The sequence below is a fragment of the Calditrichota bacterium genome, from assembly GCA_016867835.1.
Lineage (GTDB): Bacteria > Electryoneota > AABM5-125-24 > Hatepunaeales > Hatepunaeaceae > VGIQ01.
Map to the genome: position 1 here is coordinate 1 of VGIQ01000069.1, position 15195 is coordinate 15195.

11 protein-coding genes are annotated in these 15195 nt (G+C 56.2%); 3 read left to right on the forward strand and 8 right to left on the reverse strand.

Annotated elements, in window-relative coordinates; all coding sequences use genetic code 11:
* Window positions 1-10 precede the first annotated feature (10 nt).
* The 3 genes from FJY67_08005 to FJY67_08015 are packed head-to-tail and all read left to right on the forward strand — an operon-like array spanning window position 11 to window position 4361.
* The gene (locus FJY67_08005) at window positions 11-1207 is read left to right on the forward strand and encodes a hypothetical protein (GenBank protein ID MBM3329395.1); all 1197 of its coding nucleotides are present in this window, start codon (window positions 11-13) and stop codon (window positions 1205-1207) included.
* A 47-nt stretch (window positions 1208-1254) separates the two neighbouring features.
* Window positions 1255-3414 (forward strand): hypothetical protein, encoded by a 2160-nt coding sequence (locus FJY67_08010; GenBank protein ID MBM3329396.1) that lies wholly within the window; start codon window positions 1255-1257, stop codon window positions 3412-3414.
* The gene (locus FJY67_08015; protein MBM3329397.1) at window positions 3411-4361 is read left to right on the forward strand and encodes an ROK family protein; all 951 of its coding nucleotides are present in this window, start codon (window positions 3411-3413) and stop codon (window positions 4359-4361) included. The genes FJY67_08010 and FJY67_08015 overlap by 4 nt, the downstream gene beginning before the upstream one ends.
* Before the next feature lie 114 nt (window positions 4362-4475).
* Here the strand turns inward: FJY67_08015 and dnaK are convergent, their stop codons facing one another.
* The 8 genes from dnaK to FJY67_08055 all read right to left on the reverse strand — a co-directional run bounded on the left by dnaK (window position 4476) and on the right by FJY67_08055 (window position 15015).
* Entirely contained in the window at window positions 4476-6383 is a 1908-nt protein-coding gene (dnaK, locus tag FJY67_08020) for a molecular chaperone DnaK (protein MBM3329398.1), read from the reverse strand.
* A gap of 71 nt (window positions 6384-6454) precedes the next feature.
* The gene (locus FJY67_08025; GenBank protein ID MBM3329399.1) at window positions 6455-7795 is read right to left on the reverse strand and encodes an NYN domain-containing protein; all 1341 of its coding nucleotides are present in this window, start codon (window positions 7793-7795) and stop codon (window positions 6455-6457) included.
* Window positions 7796-7840: 45 nt separating this feature from the next.
* Window positions 7841-8626 (reverse strand): arsenite methyltransferase, encoded by a 786-nt coding sequence (gene arsM / locus FJY67_08030; protein ID MBM3329400.1) that lies wholly within the window; start codon window positions 8624-8626, stop codon window positions 7841-7843.
* A 156-nt stretch (window positions 8627-8782) separates the two neighbouring features.
* Entirely contained in the window at window positions 8783-9883 is a 1101-nt protein-coding gene (locus FJY67_08035) for a hypothetical protein (GenBank protein ID MBM3329401.1), read from the reverse strand.
* Window positions 9880-10530, reverse strand: a complete 651-nt coding sequence (locus tag FJY67_08040; GenBank protein ID MBM3329402.1) for a hypothetical protein — start codon at window positions 10528-10530, stop codon at window positions 9880-9882. Before FJY67_08040 ends, FJY67_08035 begins: the two co-directional genes overlap by 4 nt.
* A 54-nt stretch (window positions 10531-10584) precedes the next feature.
* Window positions 10585-11631, reverse strand: a complete 1047-nt coding sequence (locus FJY67_08045; protein ID MBM3329403.1) for a tetratricopeptide repeat protein — start codon at window positions 11629-11631, stop codon at window positions 10585-10587.
* A gap of 5 nt (window positions 11632-11636) precedes the next feature.
* The gene (locus tag FJY67_08050; protein ID MBM3329404.1) at window positions 11637-13361 is read right to left on the reverse strand and encodes a PKD domain-containing protein; all 1725 of its coding nucleotides are present in this window, start codon (window positions 13359-13361) and stop codon (window positions 11637-11639) included.
* A gap of 64 nt (window positions 13362-13425) precedes the next feature.
* A complete protein-coding gene (locus FJY67_08055; GenBank protein MBM3329405.1) occupies window positions 13426-15015 on the reverse strand; it encodes a M20/M25/M40 family metallo-hydrolase in 1590 nt (529 codons plus the stop codon).
* Window positions 15016-15195: the final 180 nt, after the last annotated feature.

Genomic DNA, 15195 nt, shown 5'->3' on the forward strand with positions numbered 1-15195 from the left:
CCGGCAGTCCGTGCCTCTCCCATTACCGGGAGCACTCTACTCGTCGGCGTATCGCTACGAACCCGGCGATCCAGTGCAGCAAGCGCTCTCCTCAAATGCCGGATCTGCTGCGAGCGCGATGCAAGTGGTGTCCGGAGAACTGCAGCAATTGGCGCGTGAGTTTCTGGAAGGAACGAGCGACCGGAGTCTAACTCCACAGGTTGAGCAAGAGTTAACCTCGGCGTCGCGAGAAGCAGCGGAACTCGCAATGGCGCTTACTATCTCACTGACTGCAGCGGATCCGAATCGGGTGCATTGGATCGATGTTCCACCGGAATCAAGGGACCCGGTGCGGATCAAATCGGCGCCGCTTGATGTGGCACCGATGCTGGCTCAGAATATCTTTGAGCGCCTGCAGAGTGTCATCTTCACATCCGCGACTCTATCGACTTCGAATGGCCCGGATGCATTTACTCACCTGTCCCGGCGGCTCGGTCTCGACCGGCTGCCTTCGGAGAGACTATTATCGGCGCAGTTTGGATCACCCTTCGACTTCGATAAGAACTGCCTAATCCTCTACCCGACCTTTGTTCCGTCTCCGCAGGATGATCGCGAAGGACATACTGATCTGGTCTCCAGCTTGCTCGCCGAAACCGCCATTGCGACGCATCGGGCTATTCTTGCGCTCTTCACATCCTACCGAGCGATGCGCGACGTTGAGCGGCGTCTCAAGCGGGAGCTGCTCGGCACCGAGATTGAACTTCTTGTCCAGTGGGGACGCGCCGACCGCGACCGGCTCTTACAACGATTTCGTAAGACGCGGGGAGGGATATTGCTCGGAACCGATTCGCTTTGGGAGGGGGTTGATCTGCCGGGTGAAGCGCTGGAAATGGTGATTGTAGCCAAGTTGCCGTTCGATGTGCCGGCGGATCCGGTGGTCGCAGCGAGGATCGATCAGATTCGCAGCGAAGGGCGGTCGCCCTTTCAAGAGTATCAGTTGCCGATGGCGATCCTGCGCACCCGACAGGGCGTCGGGCGGCTCATCCGCAGCAGCACCGACCGGGGAGTTGTCCTCTTCCTCGATCCACGGATCACAACCAAGGAATATGGCCGCAGGATTCGCAGTGCATTGCCGGGTCGGTCGGCGATGCCGCAGAACAGAGAGGAACTCATCTCCATTGTAAGCGAGTTCTTCGATTCCAGCAAAGATCGAAAAGGCGGGGACTGATGTTGATGCTTCGCTCGATGTTATCGTCATTGTTGGCCGTAGTGCTAATGGCATGTTCTCAAAAGATTCCGCTGGGAGAAGAATTCCTTACGAGCCTTGCAGACACGTTGGACGGAGCCGATGAACGTCTGGCCTTTCTGACCGACGGCGCTGGTGGATGGTACTTCGACAAGGTCAATCGATCGAGTGATGTCGCAGCACAGGGATGGCACTGGTTGGATCTGCATCTGCTATTAGGTTGGCAGATTGAGACCATTGACATGGTCAGGCTGGATGATGACTTGAAGCAGGCTATCGTCCATCCACTCTGGATTGAAAGACACTATGGATCGGGTTTAGTGGAGCGAGTAGAAGCACTTTATGGAGAAGCAGGACTAATCGTCACCCTGACCCTTCCCCGCCGGGATCGAGTCGTTATTAGGGACATTCCAGCACCTGCCATTGTCGTTGAAGCCCGACAATCGGAGCCGGGCTCGACACGATCGGCATCACATCCGGAATACCGACTTTGGCGCACGCCGGGGGACGACCTGTTGACAGGTCGGACGATTCGGTTCGCATACATTGCAGCCGGCGATTCCATAACCGGTCGGGAAAGGGGTCGAAGACTTCTGGATGGATTAGAGACCCTCTTCCTGCATCGGGATTCACTTTATTCAGCAGCGATGGAGCGGTTTGCCTTTAGGTGCGATGACAGGCGCATTGAACGCGCTGTCGGATGGGCGCAAACGAGTCTGCTAAAGAGTGTCGTCTATTATGATGGAAAGACCTATTTGCTTGCAGGGATGCCCCATTCGCCGTCTATGGAGAGTCGATTTGCGCTAATGTCATTGCCCGGCTTGGCATTGGTGAAAGGGAGCAGAAAATCGTGCGATGACATCATGCGAAGCATGCTGATGGTGTCTGATTCGACCACAGGCTTTCCCGACGGGGATGCACTTCCCGGACAAAGGAACAATTTACCTGCTCTGATCGGGCTATGGGCTTTGGAGCAAGAACGGTTGTCGCGTGACTATAGCGTGAGCGATACGACATTAGCCAGTAGATTGACCCTTGCAATGGCGCAGATTCTAGCCAGTCAACTTGATACGGCTGCTGTCCGATATGGACTATTCACTGGGGATTCGCCTTACTTCGATGTAGTCAAAGGTGACTCCATCTTCCAGGTCGATGTTCAGGCACTTTATGGGATTGCGCGGCGACACCTTTTGCGCTATGACCGATCGGGAACGCTGCCTGAAGCGTCATTGAGCGGCGTTCCGCGGTGGGAGTCTCCCGACATTCCACCGGTGGCTTTTGGGAGTGATGATCGGCAGTATATCATTCCGCTCACAATTGAAGCCGGCTTTGCGGCTTTCTGGCAATTGCCTCAGTCGAGGTCACTTCCGGCACTCACTTTCAACTCGATTCCGCCGCGCCGCAAAGGCGGTTTGACAACCTACAGGCTGACGCCGACCGGGATGCCAACACCGGCAATGGCTTACGCACTCGGCTGGCTCTATCCCGATCACCAGCGGCACAACCGGAATTTGCTTGAATATCTGGAGGGTGCCCAGATCATCGGGAACTATGGGATGAGAGTACCAAGTAGGGAGAGGGCTGAAATGGAGGCTGTCGAGTGGCATATCGATGAACTCTACGATCCCCCAACCGGAGATATGGTCTGGACTTCAGGCCGTTTAGCAGACATCTATAGACTTGATGGGCAAACGGACGCTATGATCGAGTTGTTCGATCGTCTATCAGGTGCGGTTTTGAGTGGACTGATCGGTGGACTGCCAACAATAGTTTATGACGAATCGGTCAAGCAATCTACGGGGGGATTTACCGATGACCAGTTCACTCTCGCCAATGCCGAATACTTGAGGTTGTTCATAGACGACATATGGGGGCTGCGCGCATCCGAGGGGCGACAGTTGACGTTTTCGCCCCGGTTACCCGAAGCATGGGGTAATGTGGCCTTGACCTTTTCGCTTAAAGGCTGCACCTTTTACCTTGAGCGACCAGCCGACGAGCATTGGCGCGTGACACTGTTGAGGGCGACCGAGCCGATTCCATTTAGTGTGGAGTTGATTATCGAAGACGGCAAGAGGGCGATCGGATCGCGACAATTGAACAACGGCGAGCGATATGCGATCGTCCCCTTCACGCGAGACAACGAGCACTGGAACCTCGACTTCAAGGAACCGGGAGGATTAGGCGAATGAGCCCCAAGCGAGAAGAGCAGATTGCTATAGGCATCGATTTGGGCGGAACCCGTCTGAAAGGCGGGATTATAACAAGATCCGGCAAAGTCGTTCGAGAGGTGATGGCTCCCAGCCGAGTGCAGGTTGGATATGAAACTGTCCTGGACGATCTGGTGGCCTTGACTGAAAACTTGCGAGAGATTGCCAAGGCAGAGTTAGAGAGACTGATACTGGCTCCTGCTATCGGATTGGGTGTTGCCGGACTTATGGAACAGAGTCGTAAGCGGGTAATTGCAGCGCCTAACTGCCCGGCTATTGTGGGACAATCTTTGGCATCAGACCTTGGGCGTCGCTTGAGCGCTCATGTGGTAATGGATAATGACGCCAATGTCGTCGCTATTGCCGAGGGTTTGTGCGGCGCAGCCAGAGGTTGCCAACACTACGTGGCAATCACCATCGGCACCGGTATCGGCGGCGCTATTGTGGTAGATGGACGCCTCCTGCGAGGCACCGACGGCGGCGGCGGTGAAATTGGGCACATTCCCATCTCGCGATACGGCCCGAAGTGTGGCTGCGGCTCACGCGGCTGCCTCGAGAGTTATATCGGACGCGCCAGCCTTGATCGCTATATTGAGAAGCACTATCCGGAATTCGCATGCAAAAGTTTGGTCGAGTTGGCACATCTGGCCAAGGGGCGGAATATCAAGGCTCGAGATTTCTATGCTTATATCGGCGAAACGTTGGGTGTTGCGCTGACAGGACTCGTCAATCTATTCAATCCGCAATGCATCGTCATCGGTGGTGGAGTTTCGGCAGCCGGGGAGTTGCTTTTGGGTCCGGCGCGTCGAGAGGTCGAGAGGCGTGCTTTTGCAACCTACCTGTCTTCGTTGAAAATCAGAGGAGCCAAACTTGGCAACTGGGCCGGGGTCGTGGGTGCGGCGATGATGGCTCTTGATGAGGGACCATAAAAGGATTGAGGCGAATTTTGATAAGTAGCGTAGAGCGAACAGGGCAGGCGTAACGCCTGCCCTGTTCGCATTCCTCGCCGGTTACCCGGATTTCTCAATCCACTACATACACCACTACTCCACGACCTCATAGTCGGCTTTAACCTCTTCCCCACCTGACTTGGCACCGGTCGAAGTCTTGCCGTCGCTGCTTGAAGCCTCTGCCCCCGGTGCCTCCTTCGAGACGCGCTCATACATCTTCGACGAAACCTCCTGCCAAATCTTGTCGAGGTCTTCTGATGCCGACCGAATGGGTTCTATGGCATCCGATTTAAGGGTCTCCTTCAAGCGGTCAACCGCGGCTTGAAGGCGCAGTTTCGACTCGGGATCGATCTTCTCGCCCAGTTCTTCGATCTGCTTCTCGGTCTGCCAGACCTGCTGGTCGGCACGATTGCGCAGATCGACCTGCTCGCGACGCTTCTTGTCTTCATCGGCATGCGACTTGGCATCAGACTTCATCCGCTCAATCTCCTCTGACGAGAGACCGGATGAAGCTTGGATCTTGATATTCTGCTCGCGACTGGTCGCCTTGTCTTTGGCAGTAACCGAGAGGATTCCGTTGGCGTCGATGTCAAAGGCGACGGCAATCTGGGGAATGCCGCGCGGAGCCGGCGGAATGCCGGTCAACTGGAATCTCCCGATCGTCTTGTTATCGATCGCCATCGAGCGCTCGCCCTGTAGAACATGGACATCGACCGTAGTCTGACTATCGGAAGCCGTGGAGAAGACTTCCTCGCGCCGAGTCGGAATAGTCGTATTGGCCGGGATGAGAACGGTCATCACGCCTCCAAGGGTTTCTATGCCAAGTGAGAGCGGCGTTACATCGAGCAGAACGATATCGGAGACATCACCGCCCAGCACTCCGCCTTGAATGGCAGCACCGACAGCGACGACTTCGTCCGGATTGACCGACCGGTTCGGCTCTTTGCCGAAGAATTGGCGGACGGCTTCGATCACCGCAGGCACCCGCGTCGAACCGCCAACGAGGATCACCTCGTCGATATCGGAAGACTTTAACTTTGCATCTTTCAGGGCATGACGGCAGGGCGTAATCGAGCGCTCGATCAGGTCGGCGACCAACTTCTCGAACTGCGTCCGGGTGATTGTCATGTCAAGGTGCTTCGGGCCGTCGGCAGTAGCGGTGATGAACGGGAGATTGACCTGCGTCTGATTCGCGGACGAGAGTTCAATCTTGGCTTTCTCGCAGGCTTCCTTTAGACGCTGAAGAGCCATCGGATCCTTGCGGAGATCGACACCTTCGGCCTTCCTGAACTCATCGGCAACATAGTCGATCAGCCGCTGATCGAAGTCGTCGCCGCCGAGGTGCGTATCGCCGTTGGTCGAGCGAACCTCAAAGACACCTTCACCTATTTCGAGGATTGAGATGTCGAACGTCCCGCCTCCAAGGTCATAGACGGCAATGGTCTCGTCTCTCTTCTTATCAAGGCCATATGCAAGGGCAGCAGCGGTCGGCTCGTTGATGATCCGTTCGACTTTTAGACCGGCAATTTCACCGGCATCTTTGGTAGCCTGACGTTGCGCATCGTTGAAGTAAGCCGGGACGGTGATCACTGCGCGAGTCACCTTTTCGCCGAGATAATCCTCCGCAGACTGCTTCATCTTCTGCAGAATCATTGCCGAAATCTCGGGTGGCGGATAGACTTGATCGTCGATCTTGACCCGTGCCAGATTGCCGTCGCCCTTGACGACCGCGTAAGGGACGATGCTCCGCTCGTGATCGACTTCATCGTGAGCGCGGCCCATGAAGCGCTTGATTGAGTAGATCGTCCGCTTGGGGTTGGTCACGGCTTGACGCTTGGCGGGACCGCCGACGAGCCTTTCGCCGTTCTTGGCAAAAGCGACGATGGAGGGCGTCGTTCGCCCGCCTTCGCTATTGGGGATGACGACCGGTTGGCCGCCCTCCATAACCGCGACACAGGAGTTGGTGGTGCCGAGGTCGATTCCGATGATCTTATTGGTCATCTTGAGTTAGACTGAATGCGTCGTGTAGTTAAAGATGTTGTTTATTTGTTCCAGGCATCGAGTCGCGGCTCTCAACGCCAGGTGTAGCAGTCGTAAATCAACTGCTGGGCAGTCGTAACAAACTCCGGGGTTCGGGCGTCGAAGAGAAGTTCCGCTACGGCTTCCGGTTTCAGAATGCAGGCGTGATCTTCGAAGCGGAGTCCCTTCAAATAGGTCAGGTGCATGAACTCCAGCACCTGATCGACGTCATCGACGGCCGTCGTGAGGTAACTTGAGAGAACATCGTTGACCCTCTTTGCCACGCCGTCGATCTTGAAGCAATAGGCGATGTTGAGCGTGTAGAGCAGTTTGACGATTTGGGATTCGCTGATGTTCCATTCGCGCTCGTAAGCGAAGTCTATCAGCATATCGACCATATCGTCGCCGAGCATACCACTGTCGCCGCGAGCCAGCAGCGTCTCCCAAAGGTGCCGGACGATCGGCTCGCGGAACTTCCAGGGAATCCAGGCGACCCGCTTGCGCTCCAGGAGGATGCGGTAACTCTTTACCGACTCTTCGATTGTCAAGTAGTTTAGACCCTGGCCAAGTTGAGGCTTTGGCTTCGCTTCGGCGCTCGGCACATCGAGGCTGAAGTCGCCTATTCCCGACTCAGGTTTGACAATAAGCACCAGTTTGCGCTTGTAGCCTTCTTCAACAAACTCCTTGAAGGAATTGAAACCGAGGGTAATCAGGTCGAAACTGGGCATCAACTGGCGCATTACGGTGTTGACGTGCCCGCCGATAGCCGGTCCGCCACGTCGTTTGACGGCAATGATAGCGTCGGCGAGGGTTTGAAAGGCCTTTCCGCGCTCCTTCTCGAGCAGGGTGGCGACATCCTCCTCAACAGGTGCAACAGCAGTTCCGGGAGCGGCGGGTTGCTCGGCAATCTTCTGGGGCAGCAGTTTTAAGGTGTCATAGGCAATGTAAACGTCGCATATCTGCTGCAAAACTGAACTTGCGGCTTCATCGATGCAGATGCAGATTACCTCCTTACCCTGACGGCGAAGCGCCTGCACTAACGGAACGAAATCGCGATCTCCTGAAGCCAGAACAATCGCCTGGGCTGAAATCGACGATCGACAATGCTCAAGAACATCGACGGTCAACTGCATATCGGCGGTGTTCTTGCCGCGCTGGTCAGAATGGAGTTGGGACATCTCGATGCCGAACGAGTTGAACTCCCGGATGTAGTCGCGACAGGGGAGATAGCCCCAATCGCCATACGCCCGGGAGAGCATCAAGACACCTTGCTCGCGCACCCTCCGGATGATGCTTTCGAGATTTAGCCGCTCAAGTTTGTTTTCAAGCGGTCGGATCAGGTTTTCGGCATCAATGAAGAGCGCCACCCTCTTTTCATGGTTTTCGGCGGGCATCTAACCTCCTTGGTTCTATGGATGGTCGTCACCCGCCATGGCTCATCAGAACGGCTTCATCGCCGCGATTTCGGCAGAGATGAAGAGGTCTTCAAGCCGGCTGCCGGGGCTCCACTCCTTGATGAGGTCCCGACTCGAGTCTTTGGGGGTGACACTAATTGATACGAAGCCGCGGTCTCTAAGTCCGCTTTCCCATTGCGATCGCGGCAGGGCACCGGCGGCGCAACTCGACCACAGGTTAGTGTCGCTGCGGACTTCCTCAGGCACATCGCCGGTCGCTACGACATCGGCGATGGCGATTCGGCCGCCGGGCTTAAGGACGCGGAACATCTCCGCCATTACGACACCCTTGTCGGGTGTCAAGTTGATGACGCAGTTGGAAATGATCACATCGACGGCGTTCGACTCGACGGGGAGATGTTCGATTTCGCCGAGCCGGAACTCGACATTGCCGTAGTTGCCGCGATCGGCGTTTTGACGCGCCTTGGCGATCATTTCGGGGGTCATATCGACACCGATGACCCGCCCCCTTGAACCAACCTTTCGTGCTGCCAGGAAGCAATCGAATCCGGCACCACTGCCAAGGTCAAGAACAACCTCACCCTCGGACAAACCGGCAATCGCCGTCGGATTGCCGCAGCCGAGTCCAAGGTTAGACTCCTCGGGAACAACTTCGATTTCGGCTGTCGAATAGCCCATCAGTCCGGCCTGACGGTCGGCCGTCGCGTCGTCACAGCATGAGGTCCCGCAGCCGCAGGAGGTCTGCTTTCCGGTGGCGATACGGGCATAATGACGGCGCACTTCGCTCTGAATGTCTGCGTTGGGTAGCATGGTCCTTGACCAATAAGTGGATAATGACTTATTGCAAGGACGATGCCAGTTCCTTCAAGCACGAATCGAGCAATGGTAGTTTCCACCGTCTGCCATAATGGCCGATAGTGTCAGACAAGCCGATCATTCTGGCAGACAAATGGACTTTCTACCGGATTAGGATCGACTGGCTACACCAATCCCTACTGGTGACCAGCGGGCGGTTAGACCGAGCGAGATGGCGCCGTTCTTCTGATAGAGTAATGCCAAACCGGGCGAAAAGGCTCTCCAGTGCAGGACGCCCGGGAAAATGTTCAACCGGGCGAGATAGGCTCGCGGGCCTCCGAAGATGAGCGACGCCAGTAGCGATCCGTTGCGGTCGTAGAAAAGACCTCCAGCCCAGACTAACTTCGTCGTCAGTTTGCGTGAGCCGTTGAGCGAATCGACATCGACCAGGCGGGATGCGATAAGGCCGAGGGCTGCCGAGAGGTCGTCCGCTTCATTCAGGCGCTTGGATAGCCCTCCCATCCCCTCGATGCCGGAAAAATAGAAGAGCCGCCAGGACTCCAGTCCTGGAAGAGCGACCTTGTAGGAGAACTTTTGACCGCTGTTCCGAAGCGAGTTGTCCTGCGGAAGGTAAAAGGGTTGAAATGACCAGTCGCGCAGACCCATTCGGTCGGCGAAGAAGCCGGGAACTCCAGGTATGCTGAAAAGAACGACACCGAGGGGATCGAAGATCAATAGGTCGGCTATGGGATCGGTATTGGGGCCCTTAAAGTCGCCATTCTCGACGGCCTCATTGAGAAGACGCTGCCCGGCAACGGTGAGCACCGCCAGGGTTCGCGGGTAATTCCAGTGATGCGCTTCATACCATTCGGCAAGCATCACGTAAGTCATCCCTCCACCGATCAGGTGGAGTTTATAGTTAGGCACATATTGGGCGTCGTCAGTGTGGAAGCTGAGCGGTATGACCTCGTTGGTCCAAAAGCGTCTCCAACCATAGGCGTCAATGGCTCGCGCCGGATTGCGAAGATTGTCGAAGACATTTCGAAAGCCGGATCCGATATGCTGAGCCGCAAGGACGTTGTTCCGGTTGGTTACCTGCAGAATGTCGAACGAGGCATTTAGCGTTACCGACAGTGGATTGTATAGGCTCTCGGTTCCATAAGGATAGTTATGGTAGAAATGGGGAGCGGCCGTCAGGCAAGCGGGTAAGCAGACCAGGAGTATCGCATGGGCGACGGACCGTCGAGTGTCGAACAAGGTTCGCAGAATCAAAACGGACCTGCCGATATCTGTGCCGACGTTCGTTCGGTATGATGTTTGGAGGCGGCATTTGCGATAAGCGAGACGGCAGCCTCTATGTGACTAGGGCTGGTGAATTCCGCTACTGCTGAAACGACATTCCTCAAGTCCGTCAGCGATGCGCCGAGGTGGAGCGCACCGATAGCGTGGCTTAGGAGTTGTCGAGGTCGGTTCTTGATGATCAGCATTGCGATGACGCAGAGTTCCCGCTCGACAACCGGCAGATTGGGTCGCGAAAGGACCTTGCCATATCCCTCGATGATCATCGCGTCGAGCAGTTCCGGGGCGATGGCAGCAAGCTGACCCATCAATGGATCATACTTCTCACCATAGACTGCGCGGCAAAGCGCTTCGCCGCGCCGACGCCAATGCGCGAGGTTGTCTTCCGAATAGCGTATGACGTCCGATGCCGGTTGGCTCAACTCGCTAGTGGATAGGACTTCCCATAGCAGACGGTAGCCCTCAAGGGCAGTCGGGAAGCCGTCGAAGAGGTAGGAAGTGAGTATGATTTCGCGGAGGTCAGAGGTGGAAACGCCGCCTTCAAAGGCTTCGCGCAAGACCGCGCGAACCGTCTCGTCGATGCTGCCGACCAGCGCACCGGCGCAGCGACAAAGAAGCATCCGGCGTGTCATCACAACGTCCGGTCGCAGGAATCCGCCCTTTGCTCTATCGAACTACTTGGGAATAAGCCCTTTGCAAACCTTGATCTGATGCTCGGCGATGTCGCGCCAGTTGCGGTCATTCTTGGCTTGCTCAAAGGCGATGATGGCGTCAGACTTGCGGCCCAGGCTCATTAGCGCAAAGCCCTTCTCATACCAGGCAGCAGCGAGGGTGCGGTCGAGCGATAGAGCCTTCTCGGCCGCCTCGAGGGCTCCGGCGTGATTGCCTTTCTTGTTGCGCAATTCGGCGATAAAATGGTGGGTCCTGGCATCGCGAGGCTTGATCCCGGCGGCGGTTTGGAAGGCCTCCAAGGCCTCATCGTTGCGGCCTAATTCCTTAAGTGCACGGCCAAGTCCGGTCCATGAGTCGTCGTGCTTGGAATCGACCTCGACCGCCTGCCGGTAGAAGGTCTCGGCTTCCTTGTAGCGCGCCGCACGCAGGTGAACATTGCCGATGCCAAAGTAAGCCTTCACTTCCTTGTCATCGGTCTCGAGAGCCTTCTTGTAATTGGCGAGAGCGTCGGTATCTTCACGCAAACGTTCGGCAATGTTGCCGAGCGCAATGTAGGCTGCGGTGTAGTTGCCATTGAACTTGACAGCGTTCTGGAAGGCGGCTCGGGCTTCAGAGTCCTTTTTAAGTTTCAGGTAACCATAGCCGAGGTTGTAATAGACCTGGGCGTTAGTGCGGTCGAGTTCGAGCGACTTCTGGTAACTGGCAACTGCATCCGGAAAGCGGCCGGCCTGCAAATGCCCGTTGCCTTCGTTGAAGTAGGCAATGGCTTTGGCGCGGGTTTCTTTATCGCCCTGCAGTTCGGTTTTGAGTTGGGATACTTCTCCGGCGACCTTTTCCCACTCCTTACGAAGCGATTCGTAAGCCGCGTTGTCGCCTTTGTCGGAGGCTTCCTGCAGCCGGGTGTTGAGCGATTCGAGTTGCGACAGTTTCTTCTCGAGTTCAAGTTCGAGTTTTTCGGCTCGTAGTAGTCCCGACGGGAGAATAAAGAACAAGGTCAGCAGCGCTGCAATGAACCTGCCGATACCCCGCTGTGCAGTTGTAGAAGGCAAACCGTTCACTTCAGATGGATTAGGGTTTGTTGATGATATAGTGGCCCGAGTCGCAGCGAGAGGCTGTAAAGACCGGACGGCAATCGACTTCCGGGAAAGACGAGGGTGTGGCTTCCTGCACTTTGATGATGAAGTTCGGCGCGGTGCACCTCGCGACCCGTCAAATCGACAAGTGTTACGAATCCCGAGCCTGCAAAAGGCAAGGTGTAGTCGATTCGGGTGGCATTGTTGAAGGGATTGGGAAAGGCCGGTGAGACTGACCAGTCCGCCGGGAGTTCGGCCCGCGGCGCCGCAGCGCCGATCACGCTGAATGACCAGGTGTGATCCGTCCGGCCTTCGTAGAGGTTGTCATCTACGACGACACGAACCACAAAGGCGCCATCCTGCGGAAAGGCACGTTGAAAGGTCCGGTTGTTGCCGACCGCTCCACCGTTCAAATACCAGTAGTAGCGCAGGGCGTCGCCGTCGTCGTCTTCTGCAGTAACCGAAAAGGTGATAAGGCTGTCGCCCGATACGCTAATGAGCGTGTCAGGCTCCCAGTCGGTAAGGCGGGGTGGGCGGTTCTGATTGAAGAAACCGGCACCTATATCGCGACGGGTGCCGTCAGGATCGTAGCCGGTCGCCGGATCGCCGGCATCGATGACGTCCGAGCCTTCTCCTGGACGGAAGTCGAAATGCGCCGGATCGACGAGTCGGGGATCGGCAGAAATATCGTTCGCGCCAGCCTCGATGCCGTCGTAGTCGCGATTGTTCGCCCAGAAGTCGTTATAGCGTAAGAGCGCCTGGCTGCGATCGTTCAGGATGCCGCTCATGCGGTTCTGGACGACCAGATTGTTGGTCAAGGTGGCGGTCGAACCGCTGGCGAGTAGAATGCCATATTGGCCGTTCGACAGCGAGGTGTTGTTGAGCAGGTTTAGGCTCTGGCTGTTGTAGAGATAGAATCCGGGGCCGGTGGCTTGATAAGCGACGCAACGTTCCATTCGGACGGCATTCGACTGCCAGACTGAGAAAGCGCGAGTGCGCGCGTTGGCGATGACCGTTCTTTCGATTACCGAATTGGGAGCAGCATTCAGGTAGATACCGGCGTCGGTGGTGTTGTCAATGAAGCAGTTCGACACATTGACAACCGAGTTCTCGTCGGCGCCGATGCCAAAGCGAGTGCAGTTGAAAATGGTCGAGTTGGTGATGGTGGCAATGCTGCGTTCGGTGGCGGCGATGCCGTTGCCATTATCGGTGATGTTCGAAATCAGACAGTCGGCGATCTGTGGTCGGGAGCGGACCGAACGGATCCCGGCATTCTGGCAGCCGTAGAACCTGCTGTTGGCGATGCGCGGGTTGGCATCGGTCGCTTCGACACCGCGATAGGCGTGCGCCAAGGTTACATAGCGCAAAATCGTCCCGTCGGTCAAAGCGCCGGTAATGTAGATGGCTCGCCATGCACCCGGCTGTCCCGAATCGGAGAAGAATCGGATCGAGTCATTCACAGTCCCTATGGCCTGAAGAACACCGGAGACATCGAAACGGAAGTTTCCGGCGAACCGGACCACAACGCCCGGCTCGATAGTCAAGGTCTCGTTCGCGCCGACACTGACATTGCCGATGACGATGTAAGGACTTTGGGCGACTGTCCACTGGCCACGGACAGGGCCGGTTACGCGCGTTTCGGCTAGCCCATTCAAGGCTGAAATTAGGAGCAGCGCCAAGACCGACAGATGTCCAAGTGATCTCATTGCAGGCACCTCAGATGAAGATTGCGTGGTTGATATGTGCCATAAGACTTGATGGTAACTCGCTTCAAGGTCGTTTGCTGCCAGTAGATGCTGCACCGGACGGAGCGAATACCGGGGCTATTTCCCTATCAGCCAGGCGATGGAGAAGGATCTTAAGCCAGTCAGCCCCTAAAAGAAGTTTGTCGGGGTCGATCCTATCCGGCGTGTCGGTTGTCCGATGATAGTCCGAATGAAAGCCGCTGAAAATATGCAGAGTTGGAATCCTCGCTGCGTGAAACGGCGCTGCATCGCCAAAGTGACGAAAGGCGTCGGTCGGCTTGATTTCGGGATAAAGCCCGGCGACTTCTCGAGCAGATGACTTCAGTTCTTCGCCCAACTCGGGTGAATGCGATGAGTAGTAAGCGGCAAGAAATCCAAAAGGAGCCGCAGAGGGATCCTTGCCCGCATCGCTCATTGCAGCGAAACCTCGCCGCCCGACCATGTCGAGGTTGACCATCGCTCGCAACTTGCGACCTTGCGACTCAAGTTGGCGCACGAAGTGGGTCGATCCTAAAAGGCCGTCCTCTTCACAGGTGAAAGCAACAAAGAGAATGCCGCATCCGGCCGGAGGTGCCGATAGCGCAATACGCCGTGCTGCCTCAAGCAGGACGGCGATGCCGCTTGCATTGTCATCTGCACCTGGATAGTAGGTACTGCCTTCCGGGCCGAGATGGTCGTAGTGCGCTCCGACGACAACGACTTCTTTACCATCTCCGATCAGACCGGCGATATTGGCAGAGGACGCTATCGCAGTTTCTTTGAACATCAGATCGAACTGAATTCTCGTTGGCAAGGCAGAGAAGCCATCCTCACGAACTCGCAAGATGGTATCTGCTCCCAGATTGTCATCAACAGTCGGGACTGCCCATAAAGCCTTGCGAAAGTCATCGTTCCTAACGTAAACCACAGGGAAGTCCGGTGTCGCATTGGGGAGGTCATACAATGTTTTGCCGAGGTCTTTGAATCGGTCGCGTAAGTCGAGGCGTTCGCGCAAGGGTTCGGCTTGTTCATCGACCAACACGATGAGCATGGCGGCACCGGCGCGCTGGGCTGCTGCCGCCTTGTAAGCCGGATTTGCTTTCATTCCGACATGTTCCTTCGGCAAATCGGCACCGTCATGAACGACCGCCGCTTCACCCGACTGCAATCCGTCGAAGTCGTTGCGTCCGATTTCGGGCATAACGATGCCAAAGCCGCAAAGCCGGGTCGTAGAAATGAGCGAAACGTCCGCAATACGCCGCGGCGCGACGAAGAAGTCGTCTCCCCAACGCAACTCCTGCCAGCCGGCTCGGGATTCATATGCAAGCCGAGCGCCATTTGCGGTGTCGAATCGGGCGCTGACGAGCGGCACATCCTGAAGATATGACCCGGCGAATGCCGGCTTCAGGTCGATACCAGCAAATTGCACCTCAAGCCACCTCGCGACGCTGTCAGCCATAGGCCCGGGAGCATCGCGGCCGGCCAGTTCCGGCATCGAAAGATAGGCGATCGTCTCCATCATCCTTGCAGCGGCATCTCTATTCGACACGGCGCCTGCAGCGTCCGGAAAGCCGATTAGGAGACCTGCAACTGCAAGTTCTACGGCAAACAGAATGGCAGTTGGCAGTTGCTTCAATCCTACTTGTTGGTGGTTATCTTTAATTGTATTGTCTTGTCAACGTGTTTACTATCAAGCAGCTTTTGGAGCCGCGATAAGTCGTTCTGCTGGGGTGCAGCCGTTTAGTCTATAGCCCTGATGCGGGCGGTTACAGTTATACTCGTTCATGAACCTGTCCAGGTCACTCTGGAGCTGTTC

Excerpts from the sequence above, each read along its gene's own strand:
- FJY67_08015 (MBM3329397.1), top strand. The coding sequence starts at position 3,411 with ATGAGCCCCAAGCGAGAAGAGCAGATTGCTATAGGCATCGATTTGGGC.
- FJY67_08010 (MBM3329396.1), top strand. The coding sequence starts at position 1,255 with ATGGCATGTTCTCAAAAGATTCCGCTGGGAGAAGAATTCCTTACGAGC.
- FJY67_08025 (MBM3329399.1), bottom strand. The coding sequence starts at position 7,795 with ATGCCCGCCGAAAACCATGAAAAGAGGGTGGCGCTCTTCATTGATGCC.
- FJY67_08050 (MBM3329404.1), bottom strand. The coding sequence starts at position 13,361 with ATGAGATCACTTGGACATCTGTCGGTCTTGGCGCTGCTCCTAATTTCA.
- arsM (MBM3329400.1), bottom strand. The coding sequence starts at position 8,626 with ATGCTACCCAACGCAGACATTCAGAGCGAAGTGCGCCGTCATTATGCC.
- FJY67_08040 (MBM3329402.1), bottom strand. The coding sequence starts at position 10,530 with ATGCTTCTTTGTCGCTGCGCCGGTGCGCTGGTCGGCAGCATCGACGAG.
- dnaK (MBM3329398.1), bottom strand. The coding sequence starts at position 6,383 with ATGACCAATAAGATCATCGGAATCGACCTCGGCACCACCAACTCCTGT.